At 73.0% G+C, this 19,953-nt stretch carries 16 protein-coding genes; 8 read left to right on the top strand and 8 right to left on the bottom strand.

Features of this window, described 5'->3' with window-relative positions:
* Positions 1-153: 153 nt before the first annotated feature.
* Genes ACIPAE_RS29255 through ACIPAE_RS29245 form a run of 3 tightly spaced genes read left to right on the top strand, consistent with a single transcriptional unit; the run spans position 154 to position 2,066 of the window.
* A complete protein-coding gene (locus ACIPAE_RS29255; RefSeq protein ID WP_329372548.1) occupies positions 154-540 on the top strand; it encodes a GntR family transcriptional regulator in 387 nt (128 codons plus the stop codon).
* A gap of 18 nt (positions 541-558) precedes the next feature.
* Positions 559-1,461, top strand: a complete 903-nt coding sequence (locus ACIPAE_RS29250) for an ABC transporter ATP-binding protein (RefSeq protein WP_402449173.1) — start codon at positions 559-561, stop codon at positions 1,459-1,461.
* Positions 1,458-2,066, top strand: coding sequence for an ABC-2 transporter permease (locus tag ACIPAE_RS29245; protein WP_402449171.1), 609 nt, complete (start codon positions 1,458-1,460; stop codon positions 2,064-2,066). The genes ACIPAE_RS29250 and ACIPAE_RS29245 overlap by 4 nt, the downstream gene beginning before the upstream one ends.
* A 124-nt stretch (positions 2,067-2,190) precedes the next feature.
* On the opposite strand, the gene ACIPAE_RS29240 is transcribed toward ACIPAE_RS29245, so the two are convergent.
* Together ACIPAE_RS29240 and ACIPAE_RS29235 are read right to left on the bottom strand one after the other, a co-directional pair.
* Positions 2,191-3,732, bottom strand: coding sequence for a DUF4157 domain-containing protein (locus ACIPAE_RS29240; protein WP_402449168.1), 1,542 nt, complete (start codon positions 3,730-3,732; stop codon positions 2,191-2,193).
* A 271-nt stretch (positions 3,733-4,003) separates the two neighbouring features.
* Positions 4,004-4,672, bottom strand: coding sequence for a TetR/AcrR family transcriptional regulator (locus ACIPAE_RS29235; protein WP_329372553.1), 669 nt, complete (start codon positions 4,670-4,672; stop codon positions 4,004-4,006).
* Between the two features lie 57 nt (positions 4,673-4,729).
* On the opposite strand from ACIPAE_RS29235, the gene ACIPAE_RS29230 reads away from it, so the two are divergent.
* On the top strand, positions 4,730-6,196 hold the full coding sequence (locus ACIPAE_RS29230) for an MFS transporter (RefSeq protein ID WP_402449166.1): 1,467 nt from the start codon (positions 4,730-4,732) through the stop codon (positions 6,194-6,196).
* Positions 6,193-6,648, top strand: coding sequence for a cupin (locus ACIPAE_RS29225; RefSeq protein WP_402449165.1), 456 nt, complete (start codon positions 6,193-6,195; stop codon positions 6,646-6,648). Before ACIPAE_RS29230 ends, ACIPAE_RS29225 begins: the two co-directional genes overlap by 4 nt.
* A 64-nt stretch (positions 6,649-6,712) precedes the next feature.
* Here the strand turns inward: ACIPAE_RS29225 and ACIPAE_RS29220 are convergent, their stop codons facing one another.
* Positions 6,713-7,996 carry a hypothetical protein gene (locus tag ACIPAE_RS29220; RefSeq protein WP_402449404.1) on the bottom strand — a complete coding sequence of 428 codons (1,284 nt, stop codon included), beginning with the start codon at positions 7,994-7,996 and terminating at the stop codon, positions 6,713-6,715.
* Between the two features lie 1,198 nt (positions 7,997-9,194).
* Between ACIPAE_RS29220 and ACIPAE_RS29215 the strand changes: the two genes are divergently transcribed.
* Both ACIPAE_RS29215 and ACIPAE_RS29210 read left to right on the top strand, forming a co-directional pair.
* A complete protein-coding gene (locus ACIPAE_RS29215) occupies positions 9,195-9,950 on the top strand; it encodes a GntR family transcriptional regulator (RefSeq protein WP_402449162.1) in 756 nt (251 codons plus the stop codon).
* Between the two features lie 407 nt (positions 9,951-10,357).
* Positions 10,358-11,806 carry an MFS transporter gene (locus ACIPAE_RS29210; RefSeq protein ID WP_402449160.1) on the top strand — a complete coding sequence of 483 codons (1,449 nt, stop codon included), beginning with the start codon at positions 10,358-10,360 and terminating at the stop codon, positions 11,804-11,806.
* 19 nt (positions 11,807-11,825) lie between these two features.
* On the opposite strand, the gene ACIPAE_RS29205 is transcribed toward ACIPAE_RS29210, so the two are convergent.
* The 5 genes from ACIPAE_RS29205 to ACIPAE_RS29185 all read right to left on the bottom strand — a co-directional run bounded on the left by ACIPAE_RS29205 (position 11,826) and on the right by ACIPAE_RS29185 (position 17,730).
* Positions 11,826-13,118, bottom strand: coding sequence for a cytochrome P450 (locus ACIPAE_RS29205; protein WP_402449158.1), 1,293 nt, complete (start codon positions 13,116-13,118; stop codon positions 11,826-11,828).
* Complete coding sequence (locus ACIPAE_RS29200) at positions 13,105-14,148, bottom strand: cytochrome P450 (protein WP_402449156.1); 1,044 nt, start codon at positions 14,146-14,148, stop codon at positions 13,105-13,107. Before ACIPAE_RS29200 ends, ACIPAE_RS29205 begins: the two co-directional genes overlap by 14 nt.
* 71 nt (positions 14,149-14,219) lie before the next feature.
* A complete protein-coding gene (locus ACIPAE_RS29195) occupies positions 14,220-14,300 on the bottom strand; it encodes a tryptorubin family RiPP precursor (protein ID WP_218161885.1) in 81 nt (26 codons plus the stop codon).
* Between the two features lie 515 nt (positions 14,301-14,815).
* Positions 14,816-16,321, bottom strand: coding sequence for an alpha-N-arabinofuranosidase (locus tag ACIPAE_RS29190; protein ID WP_402449400.1), 1,506 nt, complete (start codon positions 16,319-16,321; stop codon positions 14,816-14,818).
* A 218-nt stretch (positions 16,322-16,539) separates the two neighbouring features.
* On the bottom strand, positions 16,540-17,730 hold the full coding sequence (locus ACIPAE_RS29185; RefSeq protein WP_402449153.1) for a LacI family DNA-binding transcriptional regulator: 1,191 nt from the start codon (positions 17,728-17,730) through the stop codon (positions 16,540-16,542).
* Positions 17,731-18,040: 310 nt separating this feature from the next.
* Between ACIPAE_RS29185 and ACIPAE_RS29180 the strand changes: the two genes are divergently transcribed.
* Positions 18,041-19,897 carry an arabinofuranosidase catalytic domain-containing protein gene (locus tag ACIPAE_RS29180; RefSeq protein ID WP_402449151.1) on the top strand — a complete coding sequence of 619 codons (1,857 nt, stop codon included), beginning with the start codon at positions 18,041-18,043 and terminating at the stop codon, positions 19,895-19,897.
* The last annotated feature ends 56 nt before the right edge of the window (positions 19,898-19,953 follow it).

The raw sequence follows: 19,953 nt of genomic DNA, 5'->3' as shown, positions 1-19,953 counted from the left end.
CGCGTTCGGGGTCGCGGGCAGTGGCTCCTTCGGACGCCGGACGGCAGTGTCGTGCGGGAGACCTCGCAGCCCCGTCCGTCCGCGCCCTTGTGTGACTACCGTCATGACTGTATATAGTTCACATGTACAGCTGAGGGCGAACGGAGGTCCGTCGTGCGGGTGGTGTTGTCCAACAGTGCCGGTGTGCCGCTCTACCAGCAGATCAAGGAGCAGATCGGCGCGGCCGTCCTCTCGGGGGAACTCCCCGCGGACAGCCCGCTGCCGTCCGTCCGCGCGCTCGCGCGCGACCTGCGGATCAGCATCATCACCACCAATCGCGCCTACACCGAGCTGGCCGCCGAGGGGTTCATCGCCACGGTCCCCGGCAAGGGCGCCTACGTGCTGCCGCTGGACTCGGCGCTGGTGCGTGAGCAACTGCTGCGCCAGGTGGAGGAGGGGCTGCAGACCGCCCTGGACGCCGCCGGGCGGGCCGGCCTCGACCGCGAGGATCTCATTGAGATCCTGGACGAGTTGACGCGGGCCGACCACCAGCACACCTGAGGCCAGGAGGGCCGTCCAGTGCACAGCGAACTCGCTTTCGCCCTGCGGGGCGTGGGCACCGAGGTGGGCAACGGTTTCAGGTTGCACGATGTGAGCTTCGAGCTTCCGACCGGCTACGTCATGGGGCTCATCGGCGCGAACGGCGCCGGGAAGACGACCACGATCCGCTGCCTGCTCGGCATGCGCGGGATCGACACCGGCGAGATCGAGTTGCTCGGCCACCGGGTGCCCGGGCCCGTGGCGTTGCGCGAGGACATCGGGGTGGTCCTCGACCGCGGCTACCTCGTCGGGGACTGGCGGCTGGCCGAGGTCGAGCGGACACTGCGTCCCTTCTACGCCCGTTGGGACGGCACGCGTTACCGGGAGTTGCTGGCGGAGTTCGGCCTGGATCTGCGGGCGAAGGTCAAGGACCTGTCCCGCGGCATGGCGATGAAGCTCATGATCGCCGTGGCGCTCTCGCACCGGGCTCGGCTGCTCGTCCTCGACGAGCCGACCAGCGGCCTGGACCCGGTCGCCCGTGCCGAACTCGTGCGCGTCATCGGGGACTTCCTGCTCGATGACGGGCACAGCGTGCTGTTCTCCACGCACATCACCGCCGATCTGGACCGGATCGGCGACTACGTGACGCTGGTCCATGACGGCCGCGTGGTCCGGACCGGCCCCAAGGACGAGATCCTTGACGCGTACCGGGTGGTGCGAGGCGGTCCGGACGAACTGAGCGGGCTCATCGGCGTCGAACTGATCGGCGTCAGGCGGACGTCGAGCGGCGCGGAGGCCCTCGTACGCACGGAGGAGGCGGATCTTCTCGGCAGGGGCGTCCTTGTCGAAGCGCCCACCCTCGAGGAGATCGCCATCCATGTCGGATCGCCGGCGCCGCGACCGGTGGTGCCGCTGACCGGCCGGCGTGGAGCGGTCGCATGACCGCGGTCGCCCGCATGGCGGTGCTGCACATGCGGACCGTCGCGCCGTACCGGACCCAGGGTCTGCTGGTGTTCGGCCTGTTGGCGGTGATCCTCGCCCGCAACCCCGATCATGTCGTCCCGGCGCTCGCGGTGCTGCTGGCCCCGTATGTCGCCGTCCACCCGTTCGTGGTCGCCGACAAGGAGGGCCTGGCGACGCTGCACGCGATCCTGCCCGTGCCGCGGCGCACGGTCGTGCTCGGGAACTACGCCTGGGCGCTGGTGAGTTACCTCGGCACCGTCGCCGCGGGCACGGTCCTGGCCGTGGTCCTCGCGCGGGCCGAGGGCATCCCGCTCGACGGCCGCCGGCTGGTCACGATGCTGGCGCTGTCCTGGGCGCTGTTCGCCGTCAACATCGCGATCCAGCTCCCCCTGCTGTTCCGATTCGGGTACGCCCGGATCAGCGTGCTGGGAACGACCATGCCGCTGGCCCTGGTCATGGTGGTCGTCGCCCGGCTCCACCTGTCCCTCGCCGCCATCCAGAGCTGGCTTCCGCTCGTCTGGGTGGCCGGCCCGGTGGCCCTCGCGGCGTCCGCGAGCCTGGCGGTTCGCCTGACCGGGCCGTAGGAGTACCCGCCCGGGAAGCTCCTCGGAAAGGCCACCGGAAGGCTCGGCGGTGGCCCACGTCGTCTCCCTCGTAAGCGCGTTGGCCTTCCGGGGCGAGGCAGGGGCCTTGCGGCGGCGGACTTCGTCAGGTCGTCGTCGCCTTCGGGTTGACGTTCTGGGCGAGGAGTTCGTTCATCTCCTTGTGCGCCATCGACGCCTTGCTGTTGCTCTCGTCGTGGAACCGCAGCAGGTAGTGGTACATCACGGCGACGCACTTGTCGCGGCTCTTGTACTCCGCGTTGTCGGTGAGCTCCAGGCGCTCGGAGATCTCCTTGATCTTCCCGTCGGGCGTGGTGTAGAGCGGGTGCCACATGAGGGTCACGGCGGGGTTGAGCCGCTGGATCATGCGCAGTTGGGGGATCTCCTGCGCGATCAGGACGCTGTCGGGGTTGTACGCCCGCAGGAACACGTGCACCGGGCCCGTCGCGCGCTCGACGAACGCGGTGGACAGGACGTTCCACAAAGGCGCCTGGAGCTTCCAGTCGGCGTGCAGCTCCAACTGGTCCACGACCTTGCCGAGCCGGGTGAACTCCAGCGAGGTGTGGCCCTTGCCGTGGGCGTAGACGCTCACGTCGAAGCCGCCCGACCAGAGCGCCAACGTCGGGGTGGTGATCCGCAGATGCTCGCCGACGAGGTTGACGAGCTCGCGAAACCAGGTGTTCGAGGCCCGGATCTTGCGCCGCTCCGCGGAGTCGATCGACGGGTCCGAGGACTTCTGGTTCAGGACTGCCTGCTCGGCGATCCCGCCCAGCAGCAGTTGCCAGGCGCTCTCGATCACGTCCGCCGGGAACCCGCCGGCCTTCATCATCTTCTGGAACACGGCCCACTCGGGGTGGTCCTGCGCCTTGGCCGCGTAGTGCTCCTTGGGAGCGTCCGCCGACGGCTTGCGGCGCTGCACGGCGTGCGCGGGCCCCGCGCCGGCCGCCGTATCGGTCACGGTGCCGTCCACCGCGTCGGCCACCGCCCGCTGGGCGGTCCGCCCGGTGGCGGGGGCACTCCCGGACATGACCCGCCGGGCGTTCTCCTCCGCGGCGACCTCGAACCGGTCGGACGGGTCGGAGACCTTCATCCCGTTGCCGTTGTCCGTGCCCGCGACGGGGCCCCGCCGCTGCTGGAGGACGTGGGTCAGCTCGTGGGCGAGCGTGTGGCGGTCGCCGCCGCCCTCGCCGATCACGATGTGGCTGCCGGAGGTGTAGGCGCGGGCGCCGATCTCCTGCGCCGACTTCTTCGCGGCGGCGTCGTTGTGGATGCGCACGTCGCTGAAGTCGGCGCCGCCGAACCGCGCCTGCATGTCGTGCAGTTCCGGCTCGGGCAGCGGCCGGCCGGGACGGCTCAGCACGTCGTGCGCGGCCATCCGGCGCTGCACCGGGCCCTCTTCCGGCGCGCCCTGCTGATGGCCGCAGGACGACCCGTGGACGTGGCGCCGCGTCTCCAGCAGGTGGGCGACCGTGGCGTTGCCGACCGAACGCTGCAACGCGATGACCGACGCCGGTGAGTGCCCGCCCGGCGCCTGCCCGGCGGAAGCGGCCGCAGGGCCGAGCCCCTCGGTACGCGGCGGTGCGGCGGGCTTGCGCGGTACCGTTCCCGGCCGCTGCGCAGCGCTCACATCCTGCTTCCGCTCCTGCACGTACTCACTCCTTCGGTGCTGCACGCCGCGAGCCGGTCGTCCGTCCCGCGGGTTGCTCGTCGAGCCGGCCCCCGCGTCCAGCCGGCCCCCGGGTCGGCCGGCTCCCCGTCGAGCCTGCTCCCTGTCTAGACGGGATCGACGGCGCGCGGCAAGAAGCGGAAGGGCACGCCCGTACGTTCGCGCGGGTACCATCCGTGCCCCCGCCGGGCAGGTGGTGCGCGCCGCCCGCGCCCTCGGCGTCGCCGGCCGGGGCAGCGCGGGCCCCGAGGAGTCAACGAGGCGTCAGAAGACCGTCCACCAGGGCCCGGAGCCCGTCCCGGTAGGTGTCCTCGGCGGTCAGCGGCGCCCAGCGGTCCGCGACCTTCGCCAGGCGGGGCAGCTCGCCCGGGTCCAGGGCGGCGAAGACCTGCTCCCGGTAGGTGGGACGGTCGTCGTCGGTGCGCCGCCGGGCCGCCGACGTCCGGACCACGATCTCGCCGGCGGTGTAGTACCAGATCGCGCGGTACCCGTGCACGGCCCGCTCGGGGGAGAGGCCGCATACGACCAGGCCGTCGACGATCTGCTCGACGAACCACAGGGCGGCGGTGGACATCAGGTCGTCGGCGGTCAGCACCTCCACGATCCAGGGGCAGGCGGCGAGCGCCTCGTGGATCGTGGAGGCGGCGACGACGATCCGCTCGCGGGGCTCGGCGGGCAGTTCGGGGCGGCGCAGCGTCCGCTCGGTGTAGTCGTCCAGCAGCAGGACGAGCAGTTCCTCCTTGTTGCGGACGTGGTGGTAGAGCGCCATCGGCGTGCTGCCGATCTCCGTGGCCAGCCGCCGCATGGTCAGCCGGTCCACGCCTTCCTCGGCGACGATCCGGCGGGCCGCTTCGATGACCTCCTCGCGGGAGATACGGGGAGGTCGGCCAGGGGCTCTGCGCGGTGCGGACGGCTGCGGCATGACCCCATCATCCCCCGGGCATCGACAGAGGCGCCCTCGGGAGGCTAGTTTCCTTACATGTATAAAAATTCACGGGGGCGGCCCGGAGTGGTGCTGGCGGCCGCGGCCGTCGCCCAGTTCGCCATCGCCCTGGACATGTCGGTGGTCAATGTCGCCCTGCCCGCGATCCGCACCGCCCTGGGATTCACGCCGCTCGGACTGTCGTGGGTCGTGCAGGCCTACGCGCTCGCGCTCGGCGGATTCCTGCTGCTCGGCGGCCGCGCCTGCGACCTCTACGGCCGGCGCCGGATGTTCGTGCTCGGCCTGGCCGTCTTCGGGGTGTGCTCGCTGGCGGGCGGGCTGGCCCAGGCGCCCTGGCAGCTGATCGCCGCCCGCGCCGGGCAGGGCCTGGGCGCCGCCGCGGCCGCCCCGGCCGCGCTGGCGATGCTCACGACCACCTTCACCGAGGGCCCGGGGCGCGTGCGCGCGCTCGGCGTGTGGAGCGGGGTGAACGCCGCCGGGGGAGCACTGGGTGTGCTGGCGGGCGGGCTGCTGACCGAGTACGCCGGCTGGCGCTGGGTGATGCTCATCAACCTGCCCATCGTGGCGATCGCGCTCGCCCTGGTGCGCACCGGTGTGCCCGCCGAGGAACGCCCCGCCCGGCGCGAGCGGTTGGACGTGCTCGGCGCCGTCCTGGCCACCGGCGGAGTCGGGCTGCTGGTGTTCGCGGACCTGCGCACCGACGTCGAAGGGTGGAGCTCGCCGGTCACGTTGACCATGCTCGCCGCCGCGGCCGTGCTCCTGGTCGCCTTCGGGTACGCCGAATCCCGTTCCCCCGCACCGCTGTTGCGCCTCGGCCTGCTGCGCGGCCGCTGGGTGGCGGGTGCCAACGCGCTGGTGTTCCTGGCCGCGGCCGGGCAGTTCGCGGCGTTCTACTTCGTGTCCCTGTACATGCAGCAGGTGCTGGGCATGGGCCCCGCGGCGACCGGCGCCGCGTTCCTGCCCTTCTCCGCGGGCCTGATCGCGGGCACCCTCGTCGCGACCCGCGTCACCGCGGCACGCACCCCCCGGGCGTGCCTGGTACCCGGAGCCCTGCTCGCCGCCGCCGGCCTGGCGTGGTTCGCGTGCATCAGCCCCGACGGCGGATTTCTCACCGACGTACTCGGCCCGTCCCTGATGACCAGCGTCGGCACCGGACTCGTGCTGGCCCCGGTCGCCACCGCCGCGACCAACGGAGTCGCCGCCCGCGAGGCCGGCATGGCCTCCGGCCTGTTCAACAGCTCCCGCCAACTCGGCGGCTGCATCGGCCTGGCCGCGCTGGCCACCGTGGCCGCGCATCGCACCGGCGCGGCATCCGGCCCCGCGGCGCTCAACGACGGGTACGCCCTGAGCCTGACCGTCGCCGCCGCGCTCTTCGCGCTCGCGGCCGTCGTGGCGTTCGTCGCGCTGCCGCGCCGCGGAGCCGGAGCCGGAGCCGGAACCGGAACCGCCCGACCGCGACCCACCGCTCCCGCAGAGAACCGACTGGAAGGAACACCCTCATGACGACGAACCCCGCCTCGTCCCCCTCGTCCCCCTCGTCCTCCTCCGCCGACGCCACCGACTCCATCGACGCCATCGACCTGTTCGCCTTGGCGCTGACCTTCCACCCCGACGGCGACGTCCGGGCCGGCGAACGGCGGATGGACGGCAGCGACTCCGATGCCTGGCAGATCGCGACCTTCCACGTGGAGACCGACGCCGACGTCCACGCCGACCACTGGGAGATGCACCCGTCGGCCGAGGAGGGGGTGTGCTGCCTGACCGGCGGCGCCCGCATCCACTTCCGCGCCACCGGGCCCGGCGGCGCCGAGGACATGGTGCGGTTGCCGGCGGGTACCGCCGTGATCGTCCCCCGCGGACGCTGGCACCGGCTGGAACTGGACGCCCCCAGCGACCTGATGTCGATCACCCGCCGCCACGGCACCCGCCTGGAGAAGCGCACCGACACCCCCTGACCGCGGTGCGGCCCGGCAGCACCCCGCTGCCGGGCCACCCCGCCGGAGGAACCGGGCGGCGCGGTCAGCAGGTGACGCTGCCCTTGCGGAGCGCGTGGTCGTCGTCGTCGGAGTCGTCGGCCCAGTACACGGGCTTGGAGCCGCTCACGCACTCGTCGGCACCGGCCAGGGAGAAGCCCTCGTTGTTGTAGTCGGGCATGCCGGTGGGGCGGTTGTAGACGGCGCTGAGGGCGAAGGTGCCCGAAGAGCCCATCGTGAAGGTGCGGTGCTGGCCGTCGCAGGTGTCGTCGCAGACGACCCACAGGCGCGACGCCTGCGGCTCCCACTGCAGTTCCATCACGCCGTCCATGCCGCTGCTGAAGGAGGCGACACGGGTGAACGCGCCGGAGTCCTGGAGGACGTAGCCGTAGACCGTGCCGGAGCCCTCGACGCCCACGAAGAACACGCCGCCGGTGTGGGAGCCGTAGTTCGCGGGGTCGTAGGCGGCGCCGGTCGAGGAGTCCTGGAAGCCGGCGCCGGTCAGGTAGCTGTCGGGGACCCAGGTGATGCCCTCGAAGCCGAGGTTCGCGCCGGTGGAGGGCAGGTCCGCGGTGAGGTTCCACTCGTTGGTGGCCGTCAGCGAGCTGCCCGTACCGGAGACGTCGTAGCGCAGCACCGACAGCCGGCTGGTGCCGGAGTGGTCGCCGTCGCGTTCACTCGCCAGGTAGACCCCGCCCGCCGCACCGGAACCGGTCAGGGTGACGCCCTCGTCGTCGGGGGTGCCCGAACCGCCCGGGTAGTGGACCTTCTTGCCGGAGGTCCAGCCGCCGGACGTGTCGGGCTGCCAGCCGCCGGAGCCGTCCGGGAGCAGACGCCACAGCTTGCCGCTGTTCTGCGCCCCCCACATCACACCGCCCTCCTGGTAGAGGCCGCTGAGGTCCTCGCCGAAGACGCCCGAGCCGTCGGCAGTGGTGACCGAGCTGCTGCCGGGCCAGGCCACGGGCGTGCCCGGGTCGCCGGGGGGAGTGGTGGGCGGGGTGGTCGGCGGGGTCGTCGGCGGGGTGGTGGTGCCGCCGGTGCCGGGAGCGAGGGCGACGCCGCGGAAGGCCTCCTTGGCGGGAGCCGTGGCCAAAGTGGTCACGGAGCCGTTCATGGCGGCGGCCGGGCCGCTGGTGTCGGTCACCGTGGAGAGCGTGCCGCCGGTGCCCGAGGAGCCGCTGCCGGTGGCGTACAGCACGGCCTGCCCGCCGCTGACCGAGCCGGTCAGGCCGGTGACGCCGGAGACGCTCTTGCTGCCCTCCGCCTTCCAAGTGCCGCCGACCAGGCTGAACTTGTTGATCTTCCCCGCGCTGGAGTCCGCTGCGTACAGGGTGTCGGGGCCGGCGCCGCCGGAGAGGTCGAGCAGCGCGTAGCCGTAGGGGTCGCCGCTGCTCTCGGGGCTGCCGGGCAGGTTGGTCAGCGTCTGCCCGGAGGTGGTCGGGGTACCGCTGCCCACGGTGGAGATGCCGGTGCCGTTCTTGTCGGAGGAGGCGTACAGCCGGCCGTCGGCGATCTGCACCGCGCGGACGTTCTTCGACGTGAGCTGGGTGAAGCTGCCGGAGCCGAGGGTGGTGTAGCCGATGCCGCCGGCGGCACCGGAGACCCAGATGTCGGTGCCGTCGGTGCTGGCCGCGCCCCGGACGTTGTTGTCGGCGGCGAACTCGTCGAGCATCGTGCTGGTGTCCACGGTGCCGTCGGCGCCGACGCGGGCGACCGTCACGTCGTCGGTGGTGGCGACGGCGCTGGTGCCGACCGCCTTGTGGTAACCGGGAGCCAGCAGGTAGCGGCCGTCGGCGGAGAGCGTGAGCTGTCCCTCCGACGAGGCGGTGCCCGAGGCGGTCAGCTCGTGCGTGCTGCCGCTGTCGGCGGTGGGCAGCGCGACGGAACGCACCAGCGCCCCGGCGGGGGTGTACTCGTCGAGGAACACCGGGGCGGCCTTGTCGCTCAGGGAGCTGCCGCCGTCACCGACGCGGTAGACCACGACGTCGCCGGTGCCGAACGCGGTGGTGGCCGTGCCGGTGATCGTCGCATGGGCGACGACCGGGGCGGCGACGGCGCCGAGCGTCATCAGGCCGGCGACGACGCTGCCGATCACGGTCCTGCGGCCGGCGCGAACCGACACGCGGCGCACGGGTGGGGGGACTTTGCCGTTCACAGGCGGACTGCCTTTCGACGGTGGACCGACGCCAGGTCCAAAGGACCCGCGCAGCGGGGGAGTTGACCGGTCGGAGTGCAAACGGCGCAACTGTGCCGCCGGAGGATGGCGCCGCGGTGAACCGCTGACGTCGCCCGGCCGTCCCCACGCCGTACACATCGGGTGCGAAGGGACCCGGGGGTCGCCGGGTGGCGGAGCTCGGGGGCGGCTCGCCGATCGCGCTGGTGAGAGCATACTCGCAGGTCAAAATGGGTGGCGTAACATCAGCGTCATCAGCGGACCCTAGATTGGGAGCACTGCGGGAGCGTTTCCCGCCCGGGGATTCCGGGACTAGACCGGGCCCGCGTGCAGCGACAGAGAGGCGGTGCCCTTGATGCCCCCCGTGTCCAGGACCGGCTCCCCTCCGGGCATTCCGGCTCGCGCCGACCGAGCCCGGCAGGTCGCCGACGTGCTGCGGCAGCAGGCCGCCGCGGGCCTGTTCCGCACCGGATTCCTGCCCGAAGAGCGGCTTCTGGTGGCGGACTTCGGGGTCTCGCGCAACACCGTCCGCGAGGCGTTGCGCATCCTGGCCGACGAGGGACTGGTCCGACGCCGGCGCGGGGTCGGCACCGTGCTGGTGGGCCGCAAGGTCGAGCATCCGCTGGGCCGGATGACCGGGCTCGCCGAGGCCCTGCACCAACTGGGCACGGTGGACAACCACTTGCGTGCCGCGGGCAGCGTGCTGCCGCCCGCCGCCGTCGCCCGCCGACTCGGCACACCCCGGGGACAGCCGGTCGTACGGCTGGAGCGGCTGCGCCACCTCGACGGCGTTCCGCTGTCGCTGGACCTGACGTATCTGCCGGCCGACATCGGGACGCCGTTGCTGGAACTCGACCTGGCCGGACGGGACGTGTTCGCGCTCATCGAGGAGACCGCGGGCGTGCGGCTGAGCACCGCGACGCTGACGGTGCAGGCAGTGAACGCCGACCCTCGCACCGCCGAGGTCCTGGACACCGCGCCGGGTGCGGCGCTGTTCGCGGTGGAGCGCCTGAGCACGCTGGCGGGCGGCCGCCCGGTGGATCTGGAGTTCCTGTCCATCCGCGGTGACCGGCTCGTGCTGCGTGCCGACCTGGCCCGTCACACCGGCTGACCCCTTCATCACCCTCCCCTCTTCCGCCACTCCCGCCCCTACCCTTCCGGCCGCCGCCGCAGGCCCGTTCTCTCGACCCGGTCCCCGCCGGGGTGCGACGCGCGAGGAGCCGTCGCGCCCAACGGCCCTGCCGCCATGCCGTCTTCCTGCCCCCTGCCCTGTCGCCCCCCTGCCCTGTCGCCCCGCCGCCCTGCCGCTGTGCCGCGCCGCATCGCCGAGCCGCCTCGCCGCGATGCCGCCAAGGTGCCGTGCCCGGGCCCGACCGCCGGAGGTTCCCCGTGCCCGGTCCCCGACCCGTTCCGCCACCCGTCGCCCGCCCGCCGTCCCCGCGCCGGCCCCGACCGCGCCGGCCCCGACCGCGCCGGCGCCGCCGTCCGGACGCCCTGACCGCGGCCATGGGACTGTGCGTGACCCTCGTGGTGGGAATGGTCTCCGCGGTCAACCTCGCCATCCCCTCGCTGTCCCGCAGCGCCCTGCACCCGTCGGCGGCCGCCGTGCTGTGGGTGGTCGACGGCTACGTCGCCGTCTTCGCCTGCCTCCTCGTGCCGGCCGGGGCGCTGGCCGACCGGCTCGGCCGCAAGGGCATCCTGCTGGCCGGAACGGCGGTCTTCGCGGCGGGCTGCCTGCTCGCGGGAACCGCCACGGACGTGGGTGTGCTGATCGCGGGACGGATGGTCAGCGGGGTGGGGGCGGCGGCCGTCCTGCCCACCACGCTGGCGCTCATGGTGGCCGGCACGCCGCCCGCGGGCCGCGCCGGTCGGATCGCCGTCTGGGCGGCCATGACCGGACTCGCCGCCGTGCTGGGCAACGTCGGCGGCGGCGCCGCCATCCAGGCCGGCTCCTGGCGCGCGCTGTTCCTGGCCGCCGTCCCGCTGTCCCTGGTCGCCCTGGCGCTGGCCGCCGCTGTCGCCCCGAAGACGCCCCGGTGCGCCCGCCCGGTCGCCCCGCTCGGCGTCCTGCTGCTGACCTGCTCCTTCTTCGTCCTGCTGTTCGCCCTCGTCTCCGGCCCGCAACAGGGCTGGACCAGCCGAACGGTCCTCGGATCGCTCGCCGCGGCGGCCGCCGCGCTGGCCTGGTGGGTCCGGCGCGAACTGCGCAGCGCGCACCCGTTGCTCGATCCCCGGCTGCTGGCATCGCCCCCGGTACGGGCCGGCGCGCTCGGCATGACGGTCGTCTTCACCGGCATGTTCGGCCTGTTCTACCTCAACGGCCAGTACCTCCAGTACGCGAAGGGCTACTCCCCCCTCGGCTCCGGAATCCGGCTGCTGCCCATGGCCGCCGCCCTGCTGCTGGCCCCGCGGTGCGCGGTCGGCCTGCGCCGACGCCTCGGCGAGCGGCGCGTCGTGGGGCTGGGCCTGCTCCTGCTGGCCACGGGCCTCGGCACCGTCTCCCTGGTCGGCGCGCGGACCCCGTATCCCTTCTACGCCCTCGGCGCCGTACTCACCGCCGCGGGCTGCGGGCTGGCCACACCGGTCCTCTCGCACGCCATGATGTCCGCGCTGCCTCCCGAACAGGCGGGCACCGGATCGGCGTTGCAGAGCCTGACGCGCGAACTGGGCAGCGCGTTGGGGGTCGCCCTCAACGGCACCGTGATCGCCGACCGGTTCGCCGCGAACCTGCCGCGCGCCCTGCGTGGACCGCACGCCCCGAGCACCGTCGCCCAGGCACAGCGCTTCTCCGTCGACCCCTCCCTCCGGCACGCGGTCCTCCAGGACTTCACCGGCGCGCTCGACACCGGCATGCGGGTCCTCTCCGCGATCGTCCTGACCGCCGGAGCCCTCGTGCTCCACTGGTTCTCCCGCCCCGGCCCGGTGGCGGAGCGGGCCGGCTCGGAGCGGACGAGGCAGAGGCGGTGACGCGGGAGCGGCGGGGACGTCAGCGCAGCCGGACCGGGAGGGAGAGCAGCCCCCGGTGGCGGGGGTTGTCCTGCCAGGCGGGGGCGCGGTCGGGGTCCGCCAGGCGGAGCGCGGGAAAGCGCCGCAGCACCTGGCCGAAGGCGATCTCGGCCTGGAGCCGGGCCAGCGGTGCGCCCAGGCAGCGGTGGATGCCGTGGCCGAACGCCAGGTGCCCGGCGGCGTCACGGGTGACGTCGAACCGGTCGGGGTCCGGGAAGACCTCAGGGTCGCGGTTGGCGGCCAGCAGCGCGATCTGCACGAACTCCCCGGCCGGGATCGTGGTGCCCTCGATCTCCACCGGCTGCGTGGCGTAGCGCAGGCTCGCGATGCTGAACGGGCTCTCGTGGCGCAGGACTTCCTCGGTCAGGCCGGGCAGCAGTGACGGGTCGGCGCGGACGGCGGCGAGCTGATCGGGGTGGGCGAGCAGGGCGTGCAGGCCGTTGGCGATGAGATTGGCGGTGGTCTGGTGGCCCGCGATCACCAGCAGGAACGCCATCGAGGTGACCTCTTCCTCGGTGAGGCGGTCACCGCCGTCGCGGGCGGCGACGAGGGCGGACAGCAGGTCGTCGCCCGGGTGCGCCCGCTTCTGCTCGATCAGGGCGCGCAGCCGGTCCAGCATCGCCACGGCCGTCGGGACGGACACCTCGCCGTCGCCCTCGTCCCCGGTCACCGTGTGGCCACGGACCTGGAGGACCCCGGGATCACCCGGGTCCGCGCCGAGCAGGTCGAAGATCACCGCCAGCGGCAGCGGGAGCGCGAACCGGCCGATCAGGTCGACCTCGTCGCTCCCGTCCAGGGCGTCGAGCAGCGCGGTGGCCCTGGCCTCGATCCGGGGGCGCAGCATCGCCACCCGCCGTTGCGTGAACGCCTGTTGGACCAGCCGGCGCAGCCGGGTGTGGCGCGGCGGGTCGGAGTTGAGCAGGTGGGTGGTGAGCGCCCCGCCCGGGCCGCCCGTGGGCAGCCCCTCGTGCCGGGCGAACGCCTCGGTCGCGCCGTCCTTGCTCAGCCGCGGGTCCACCAGGGCCGCCCGGCAGGCCGCGTGCCCGGTGACGACCCAGCCGGCCAGCGGCACCGGACCGGAGAAGCGGACCTGGCGGACCTCGCGCGTCTCACGCCAGCGCCGGTACGACTCGTGCGGGTGGCGGGCGAAGGACCCGTCCACGGTCTCGGCCCCGCCGGGCGGCCCGGGCGGCTCGTCCGCCTCCGACGGCGGCTCGGGTATCCCGCGCGGTACGGACCCGTCGGCCTCCTCGCTCCCCTCAGGCAGCCGCACCGCGCACCGCCGTCACCTTGACGTCCTCCACGCCGAGCAGCCCGACCAGGGGCACCTTGGCGGAGGTCTGCTCGGGGTCCACCGCCAGGCCGGAGCCGCGGAGGAGGTCCAGGAGCAGCTCGGCCAGGGGCATCACCATGTGCCGGCCCCAGCAGCGCTCGGAGGAGTGGCCGAAGGGCAGGTAGCCGGGGGCGGTGTCGGGATCGAGGGTCTCCCAGCGCTCCGGCCGGAACGTGTCCGGGTCCTCCCACAGCTTCGGGTCCCGGTGCGAAAGGAGCGGCAGCAGCAGGACGTCGTCGCCCGCGCCGATGCGCTCGTCGATCCCGGGGTACTCGGGAGAGGCGTTGCGCAGGATGTTCCAGGACGGCGGCAGCAGCCGCATGGCCTCGTACAGGATGTGCCGGTTGGGCGTCTCGGGGTCGAACGGCGAGCCGAGCCACAGCGCGTTCGCGACGAGGGTGGAGACCGTGAAGCACACCGGGGCCGCCGCTCGCCGGTACATGCCCATCGCGTAGCGGCGATCCTGGTACCCCTTCGCGTCGGCGGTCAGGCCCGCGATCGCGGTCAGCGGGGCTCCCCGCCGCCCGACCCGCCCCGGGAGCGCGGCGCCCGCCGCGATGACGGTCCAGGTGAGCTTCGGTGTCAGTTCGAGGTTGCGGCTCATCAGGACCCGCAGGCGGTACGGGTCCTGGCCGAGGATCAGGTCCCGCAGGAACAGATGTCCTCGCAGCGGCCAGACCCCCGACAGATCGACGTCCTCGGGGCGGGGGCGGGTCCGCTTCAGGGCCTCGCGCACATCGGCGCCGATGGTGCGGATCACCGAACCGGCCTCGCCGCGCGGGATCGAGCGCCCGTGCAGCGGTTTGAACGTGGGCCGCTCCACCTCGGTGGCCCGGCGGGCGGCGAGAATCCGGTCGGCCACGTCGTGTCCGGCGATCCCGATGGTGTCGGGTTCGAGCCGGAAGACGTCCTGGCCGAGGTGGTCCCGGAACAGGGCGGCGAGTCGTGGGTGGAACACCGTGGCGCGCATGCGGGTCTCCAGGAAGGCCGAGCGGGGCAGGCGGCATCGTCCCCGCCTCGCGGCGGGGACGACCTGGCGGCCTAGTACCAGAAGTACCAGGCGCTGGCCTTCAGGCTCTTCTGCGCGGACACCTTGTTACGAATGGCGAAGAGAAGCTTCATCATTGCACCCCCTTTCCGGGTGGAGATGTCACGCACTTCCTCTCGTGAAGGTCGTGCGTGGTTCGCCCGACGAAAGTACACGAGAAAGAGGGGTGAATGGTAGGGGCACCTTCCGGCCCGGGCGAATCACCCCTTCCGGCCCCCGGCCACACCGGCCGATGGCCCGAACACATCGTCTATCAGGACCGGTTGGGGATGCCGGCCGCCCGGCGCGCCCGTGCTCCGCGGATCGCGTAAAGCGCCTGTTCGGAGCCGGTGATTTCATTTCGGTGACGAGCGGAGGTGTAGAGGAATTTCCAGCGGGGTAGAACCAGAATTTCACCCCGTCGCTTTCTCCCCGACCGAAGAACGCGTTCCCCGGGCGTCGTTCACTTCGCGTTCGCCGCGGATACGGATATGTCGGGGCGGCCGGATTTCCGCGTGTCGCGGCGCCGGGGAGCGCCTCGGGGGAGCGCTTCGGGGGAGCGCCGCCGAGCGCCCGGGGCGGGGGCTCGTGGCCCGGCCCGCCCGCGGGATCACCCGGCCACCGGGGCCGTCCGGACCATCGTCCAGGACACCGGCGGGAGTTCCACGGACAGCCCCTTCGGGTCGGCCGAGTGCCGGGTGCTGGAGCGCGGCTCCACCCGGCGCGGCGCCGCCTTGGAGTTGGTCGCCAGCAGGTCCCGGCCGCCCAGCACGACGTGTTCCACGACGGCGTGCTCCTCGCCGGCCATCGCCAACCGCAAGGTGGCGGCCTGGCTCTCGTCCCGGTTCACGGCGAAGACCGTCGTCTCGCCGGTCTCGGCGTCCCGGGTCGCGGTCACGTCGACCGCCGCCACGTCGCCGAGGGTCTCGGAGTGCAGCACCGGCGAGTTCGGCTCCACGCGCAGCACCTCGCCACGCGCGTGCCGGGCGGTGAGGGCGAAGGGGTGGAAGATGGTCTGCCGCCAGGCGCCGCTGTCGGGTTCGGTGCGGATCGGCGCGATGACGTTGACGAGTTGGGCGAGGCAGGCGATGGTCACCCGGTCGCTGTGCCGGAGCAGGCTCATCAGCAGGTTGCCCAGGACGACAGCGTCCTCGACGGTGTACTCGTCCTCGATCAGCCGGGGTGCCCGCGCCCAGTCGAGATGGTCCTGGCCGGCGAACCGGCTCTCGTGCCAGAGGTTCCACTCGTCGAAGGAGAGCCTCAGCCTGCGCCGGGAGCGCTTCTTGGCCGCGATGTGGTCGCAGGTGGCGACGACGCCGTCGATGAAGTCGTCCATCACCTGCGCGGAGGCCAGGAAGCCGACCCGGTCCTCGCCGTGCTGCTCGAAGTAGGCGTGCAGCGAGATGGAGTCGACGACGTCGAACGCCTCGTCCAGGACGTCGGCCTCCCAGGACCCGAAGGTCGGCATCCGCTCGTTGGAGCTGCCGCAGGCGACGAGTTCGATGGACGGGTCGATCCGCCGCATGGCCTTGCCGGTCTCGGCGGCCAGCCGGCCGTACTCGGTGCCGGTCTTCCGGCCGATCTGCCAGGGGCCGTCCATCTCGTTGCCCAGGCACCAGGTCCTGATGCGGTGCGGGTCGCGCACGCCGTGCGCGACGCGCAGGTCGGAGTAGCGGGTGCCGGCCGGGAAGTTGGCGTATTCGAGCAGGTTGCAGGCGTCCTCGACGCCGCGGGTGCCGAGGTTGACGGCCATGATCGGTTCGACGCCGGCCTGCCTCGCCCACGACATGAACTCGTTGAGCCCGAAGGTGTTGGGCTCCAGCGAGCGCCAGGCCAGGTCGAGGGCGACCGGGCGGTCCTCGCGGGGGCCGACGCCGTCCTCCCAGCGGTAGCCGGAGACGAAGTTGCCGCCGGGGTAGCGGACGGCGCTCACGCCGAGTTCGCGGGTGAGCTCGATGACGTCGGCCCGCAGGCCCTCGGCATCGGCTTCGGGGTGGCCGGGCTCGTACACGCCGCCGTAGACGCAGCGGCCCATGTGTTCGACGAACGACCCGAACAGCCGCGGGGGCACCGGCGCGATGACGAAGGCGGGGTCGAGGGTGGCAGTGCAGGTCAGCACACCGGTCTCCGGTTTCTCTGCGAACGGTCTGAAGGCGAGCGGGGGAGTCGGGCGTCCTGGGATGCGGGCGTCCAGGCGTCGGGGACCCGGGCGTCGGGGACCTGGGATTCGGGCACTTGGGATCGGGCGCCTGTGATCGGGCGCCCGGGATCGGGCGCTTGGGCGGGAGTCGCTTGATGCCCGTGGCCGCCACGCCCTGAGCCGGTGCCGCCCGCTCAGCCGGGATGGCTTCCGCAGGACTCGCGGATCACGAGTTCGAACGGCAGCACCGTGTGGACCGGGTCGGGCGCCGTCCCGTCCACGAGGTCGAAGAGGATCGCCGCGGCCTTGCGGCCCAGCGACTCGGCCGGGACGCGCACGGTGGTGATCCCGGGTGTGGTGAGCCGGGAGACGCCGAAGTCGTCGTATCCGGCCAGGGCGATGTCCTCGGGGATGCGCAGCCCGCGGGAGCGGATCTCCAGCATCGCGCCGTAGGCCATCTCGTCGTTGGCGGCGAAGATCGCCTGGACGTCGGACATGCTGTCCAGCACCTGCCGCGCGGCGAGCGTCCCCGACTCCTCGCTGAAGTCGCCCACGGCGAGGGTGTGGGTGCACGGCCGCCGCGACGCGGCGAGCGTGGCGCGGAAGCCCTCGTAGCGGTCCACCGCGGTCTGGTGGTCGAGCGGGCCGCTGATGTAGCCGATCCGGGTCAGCCCGTGGTCCTCCACCAGGTGGTGGGCGACCGCCGCGGCGCCCGCGGTCTCGTCGATGCCGACGCTCGCCGCGTGCGGCAGGTGCACGAACCGCCCGATCAGCACCACCGGCAACGCGGCGTCCACCATGCGGTTGACGTTGGGGTCGCCGATCGAGGCAGAGGCGACGATCGCGCCCGACGCCGCCTGCGAGCGCAGCACCCGCTCGTAGGCCGCGACGCCGTGGGACTCGTCGGGGTTGGTCGACACCATCAGGGCGGCGTCGTGGGCGTTGGCCTCGGCGGTGACCCCCACCAGCAGATGCATGAAGTAGGGGTGGCCGAACACATGCCGGCCGGTCTGGGGCACGACGACCGCGATCGAGGTCGAACGGCCCGCGCGCAGCGCCCGCCCCGCGGAGTTCGGGACGTAGCCGAGCTTCGCCGCGGCGGCCCTGACGGCCTCCTTGGTCGCCGCGCTGATCCGCGGATGGTCCGCGAGCGCCATGGACGCGGCGCTCTGCGAGATCCCGACGGCCGTCGCGACGTCCTTGAGCGTGACGGTGCCGCGCCTGCCGGCCGGCGCCGCGCGTCTGCGGCTCCGGCCGCCGCCGTCACCACCACCGGCCGGCGGGTCGGCGTCGCCCCTCTCCTCCGGGCCGCCCCGCCCCAGCGGGACGACCTCGCCGTCCTCGCGTCGGTCACCGCGGCTGCGGTCGCGTTCGGCCGCCGTCATCCCGCCACCCCTGAGGGGTCAATGCGGTTGAAGCGCGTCATGCGGTGCTCCCAGGGATGTGCTTCAACGATTCAGCACCCCGGACGCTAAGTGGCCGTGAACACCGCGTCAAGAGTCGTCCGCGAGATCATCGGGCAACAGGGCGCCTGGCCCAGGGGTTGACGGGCTCGACGCGCCACCTCTAGCTTCGACTGCGCTGAATCGTATGAGCATCGCGCACGGGGTATCCGCACCAGGTGACGCGCGGCGCCTCCCACCGGGCGCCCGCGCACCGCCATCCGCGACATCACCCGACGGAGAAAGGTCGACGATGACCGCTCACGCTCACCGACCACATCTGCGGCACGCGCTGAGACGCCTGCGCGGCGTCCTTCTCTCGATGGGCGCGACCATGGTCCTGGCCCTCGGCCTGCTGGTCGGCGTCACCGGTCCCGCGCACGCCGCCACGGACCAGCCCTGCGACATCTACGGCAACGCCGGAACCCCCTGCGTCGGCGCCTTCAGCACCGTCCGCGCGCTCTACGGCTCCTACAGCGGCAACCTCTACCAGGTCACCCGGGTGCATGACGGCGCGACGCTCGACATCGGCCTGCTCGCCCCCGGCGGCATCGCCGACGCCGGACCGCAGAACGTCTTCTGCGCCGCCGGCCCGTGCGTCATCTCCAAGATCTACGACCAGTCGCCGCGGCACAACGACCTGACCATCGCGGGCGCCGGCACCGCGGGCGCCGCCGACTCCGGTGCGATGGCGGACGCGTTGCACGTCACCGTGGGCGGCCACTCGGTGTACGGCGTCTACGTGCCGCCGGGCGTCGGGTACCGCCACGCCGTCGGGTCGGGGGTCGCCACCGGCGGCCAGCCCGAGGGCATGTACATGGTGGCCAGCGGCACCCACACCATCCACGACTGCTGCTTCGACTTCGGCAATGTCGAGGCGGCCGAGGACGACACCGGCGCCGGCCACATGGACGCGCTCAACATCTCCCCGGCGAGGGCCTGCGACCCGTGCCGGGGCAACGGGCCCTGGGTGCAGGCCGACCTGGAGAACGGCATCTACCAGGCCGACACCAACGCCCACAGCGTCAACGGCGGCAACTCCAGCCCGTTCGTCACGGCCGTGCTGAAGAACAACGGCCAGACGAGCTTCGCGCTCAAGGGCGGCGACTCCCGGTCGGGCGCCCTCACCACCTGGTGGAACGGCGCCCTGCCACCCGGCTACGCGCCCATGCAGCAGGAGGGCTCCATCGTCATGGGCACCGGCGGCGACAACAGCAACCGCGCCGGCGGCTCCTTCTTCGAAGGCGTGATGACCTCCGGCTACCCGTCGGACGCCGCGGACGACGCCGTGCAGGCGAACATCGTGTCGGCCGGCTACGCGGGCGACACCGCGGGGGTGGCACCGGCCACGATCGCCGGACCCGGCGGCACCTGCGTGGACGTCACCGGCGATGACGTCGCGGGCCGGTCCGCGGCCGTCCAGCTCTGGAGCTGCCAGAGCGCCGCCGCCGACCAGCACTGGACCCACGACGCCGACGGCTCGCTGCGCACGCTCGGCCGCTGCCTGGACATCGTCGGCAACAGCACCGCCCAGAACGCCCAGGTCCAGCTCTACGACTGCAACGGGGTCGGCGGGCAGAAGTGGGTGCAGCGCGCCGACGGCTCGCTCTTCAACCCGCAGTCCGGCCGCTGCCTGGACTCCCCGAACGACGCCACCGCCAACGGCACCCGCCTGCAGATCCACGACTGCAACGGCACCGACGCCCAGCGGTTCACGGTCAACGGCGGAGCGCCGGTCAACGCCCCCGGCGGAAAGTGCGTGGACATCGACGGCGACGACAACGGCGGCAACCTCAGCGCCGCGCAACTGTGGGACTGCCAGCCCTACGCGCTGGACCAGCACTGGGTGCACGCCGCCGACGGCTCGCTGCGCACCCTCGGCCGCTGCCTGGACATCGACGGCAACGGCACCGCCCAGGACACCCAGGTGGAGCTCTACGACTGCGACGGCGTCGGCGGCCAGGTCTGGCAGCAGCAGTCCGACGGCTCGCTGCTCAACCCGCAGTCCGGCCGCTGCCTGGACGACCCGAACGGTGCCGGCGCCAACGGCACCCGCCTGCAGATCCACGACTGCAACGGCACCGCCGCCCAGAAGTTCGCGCTGAACTGACCCGCTCCGGCCGACCCCGGTGGTGCGGAGGCGACAGGCCCTCCGCACCACCGGGG

The organism is Streptomyces sp. NPDC087270 (assembly GCF_044744625.1).
Taxonomy (GTDB): domain Bacteria; phylum Actinomycetota; class Actinomycetes; order Streptomycetales; family Streptomycetaceae; genus Actinacidiphila.
Note: the sequence above shows the minus strand (reverse complement) of the source record. Positions and strands in the feature narration are given on the sequence as shown.

Excerpts from the sequence above, each read along its gene's own strand:
- ACIPAE_RS29215 (WP_402449162.1), top strand. The coding sequence starts at position 9,195 with ATGCCCCCCGTGTCCAGGACCGGCTCCCCTCCGGGCATTCCGGCTCGC.
- ACIPAE_RS29230 (WP_402449166.1), top strand. The coding sequence starts at position 4,730 with ATGTATAAAAATTCACGGGGGCGGCCCGGAGTGGTGCTGGCGGCCGCG.
- ACIPAE_RS29180 (WP_402449151.1), top strand. The coding sequence starts at position 18,041 with ATGACCGCTCACGCTCACCGACCACATCTGCGGCACGCGCTGAGACGC.
- ACIPAE_RS29200 (WP_402449156.1), bottom strand. The coding sequence starts at position 14,148 with ATGCGCGCCACGGTGTTCCACCCACGACTCGCCGCCCTGTTCCGGGAC.
- ACIPAE_RS29225 (WP_402449165.1), top strand. The coding sequence starts at position 6,193 with ATGACGACGAACCCCGCCTCGTCCCCCTCGTCCCCCTCGTCCTCCTCC.
- ACIPAE_RS29185 (WP_402449153.1), bottom strand. The coding sequence starts at position 17,730 with ATGACGGCGGCCGAACGCGACCGCAGCCGCGGTGACCGACGCGAGGAC.
- ACIPAE_RS29245 (WP_402449171.1), top strand. The coding sequence starts at position 1,458 with ATGACCGCGGTCGCCCGCATGGCGGTGCTGCACATGCGGACCGTCGCG.
- ACIPAE_RS29195 (WP_218161885.1), bottom strand. The coding sequence starts at position 14,300 with ATGAAGCTTCTCTTCGCCATTCGTAACAAGGTGTCCGCGCAGAAGAGC.
- ACIPAE_RS29235 (WP_329372553.1), bottom strand. The coding sequence starts at position 4,672 with ATGCCGCAGCCGTCCGCACCGCGCAGAGCCCCTGGCCGACCTCCCCGT.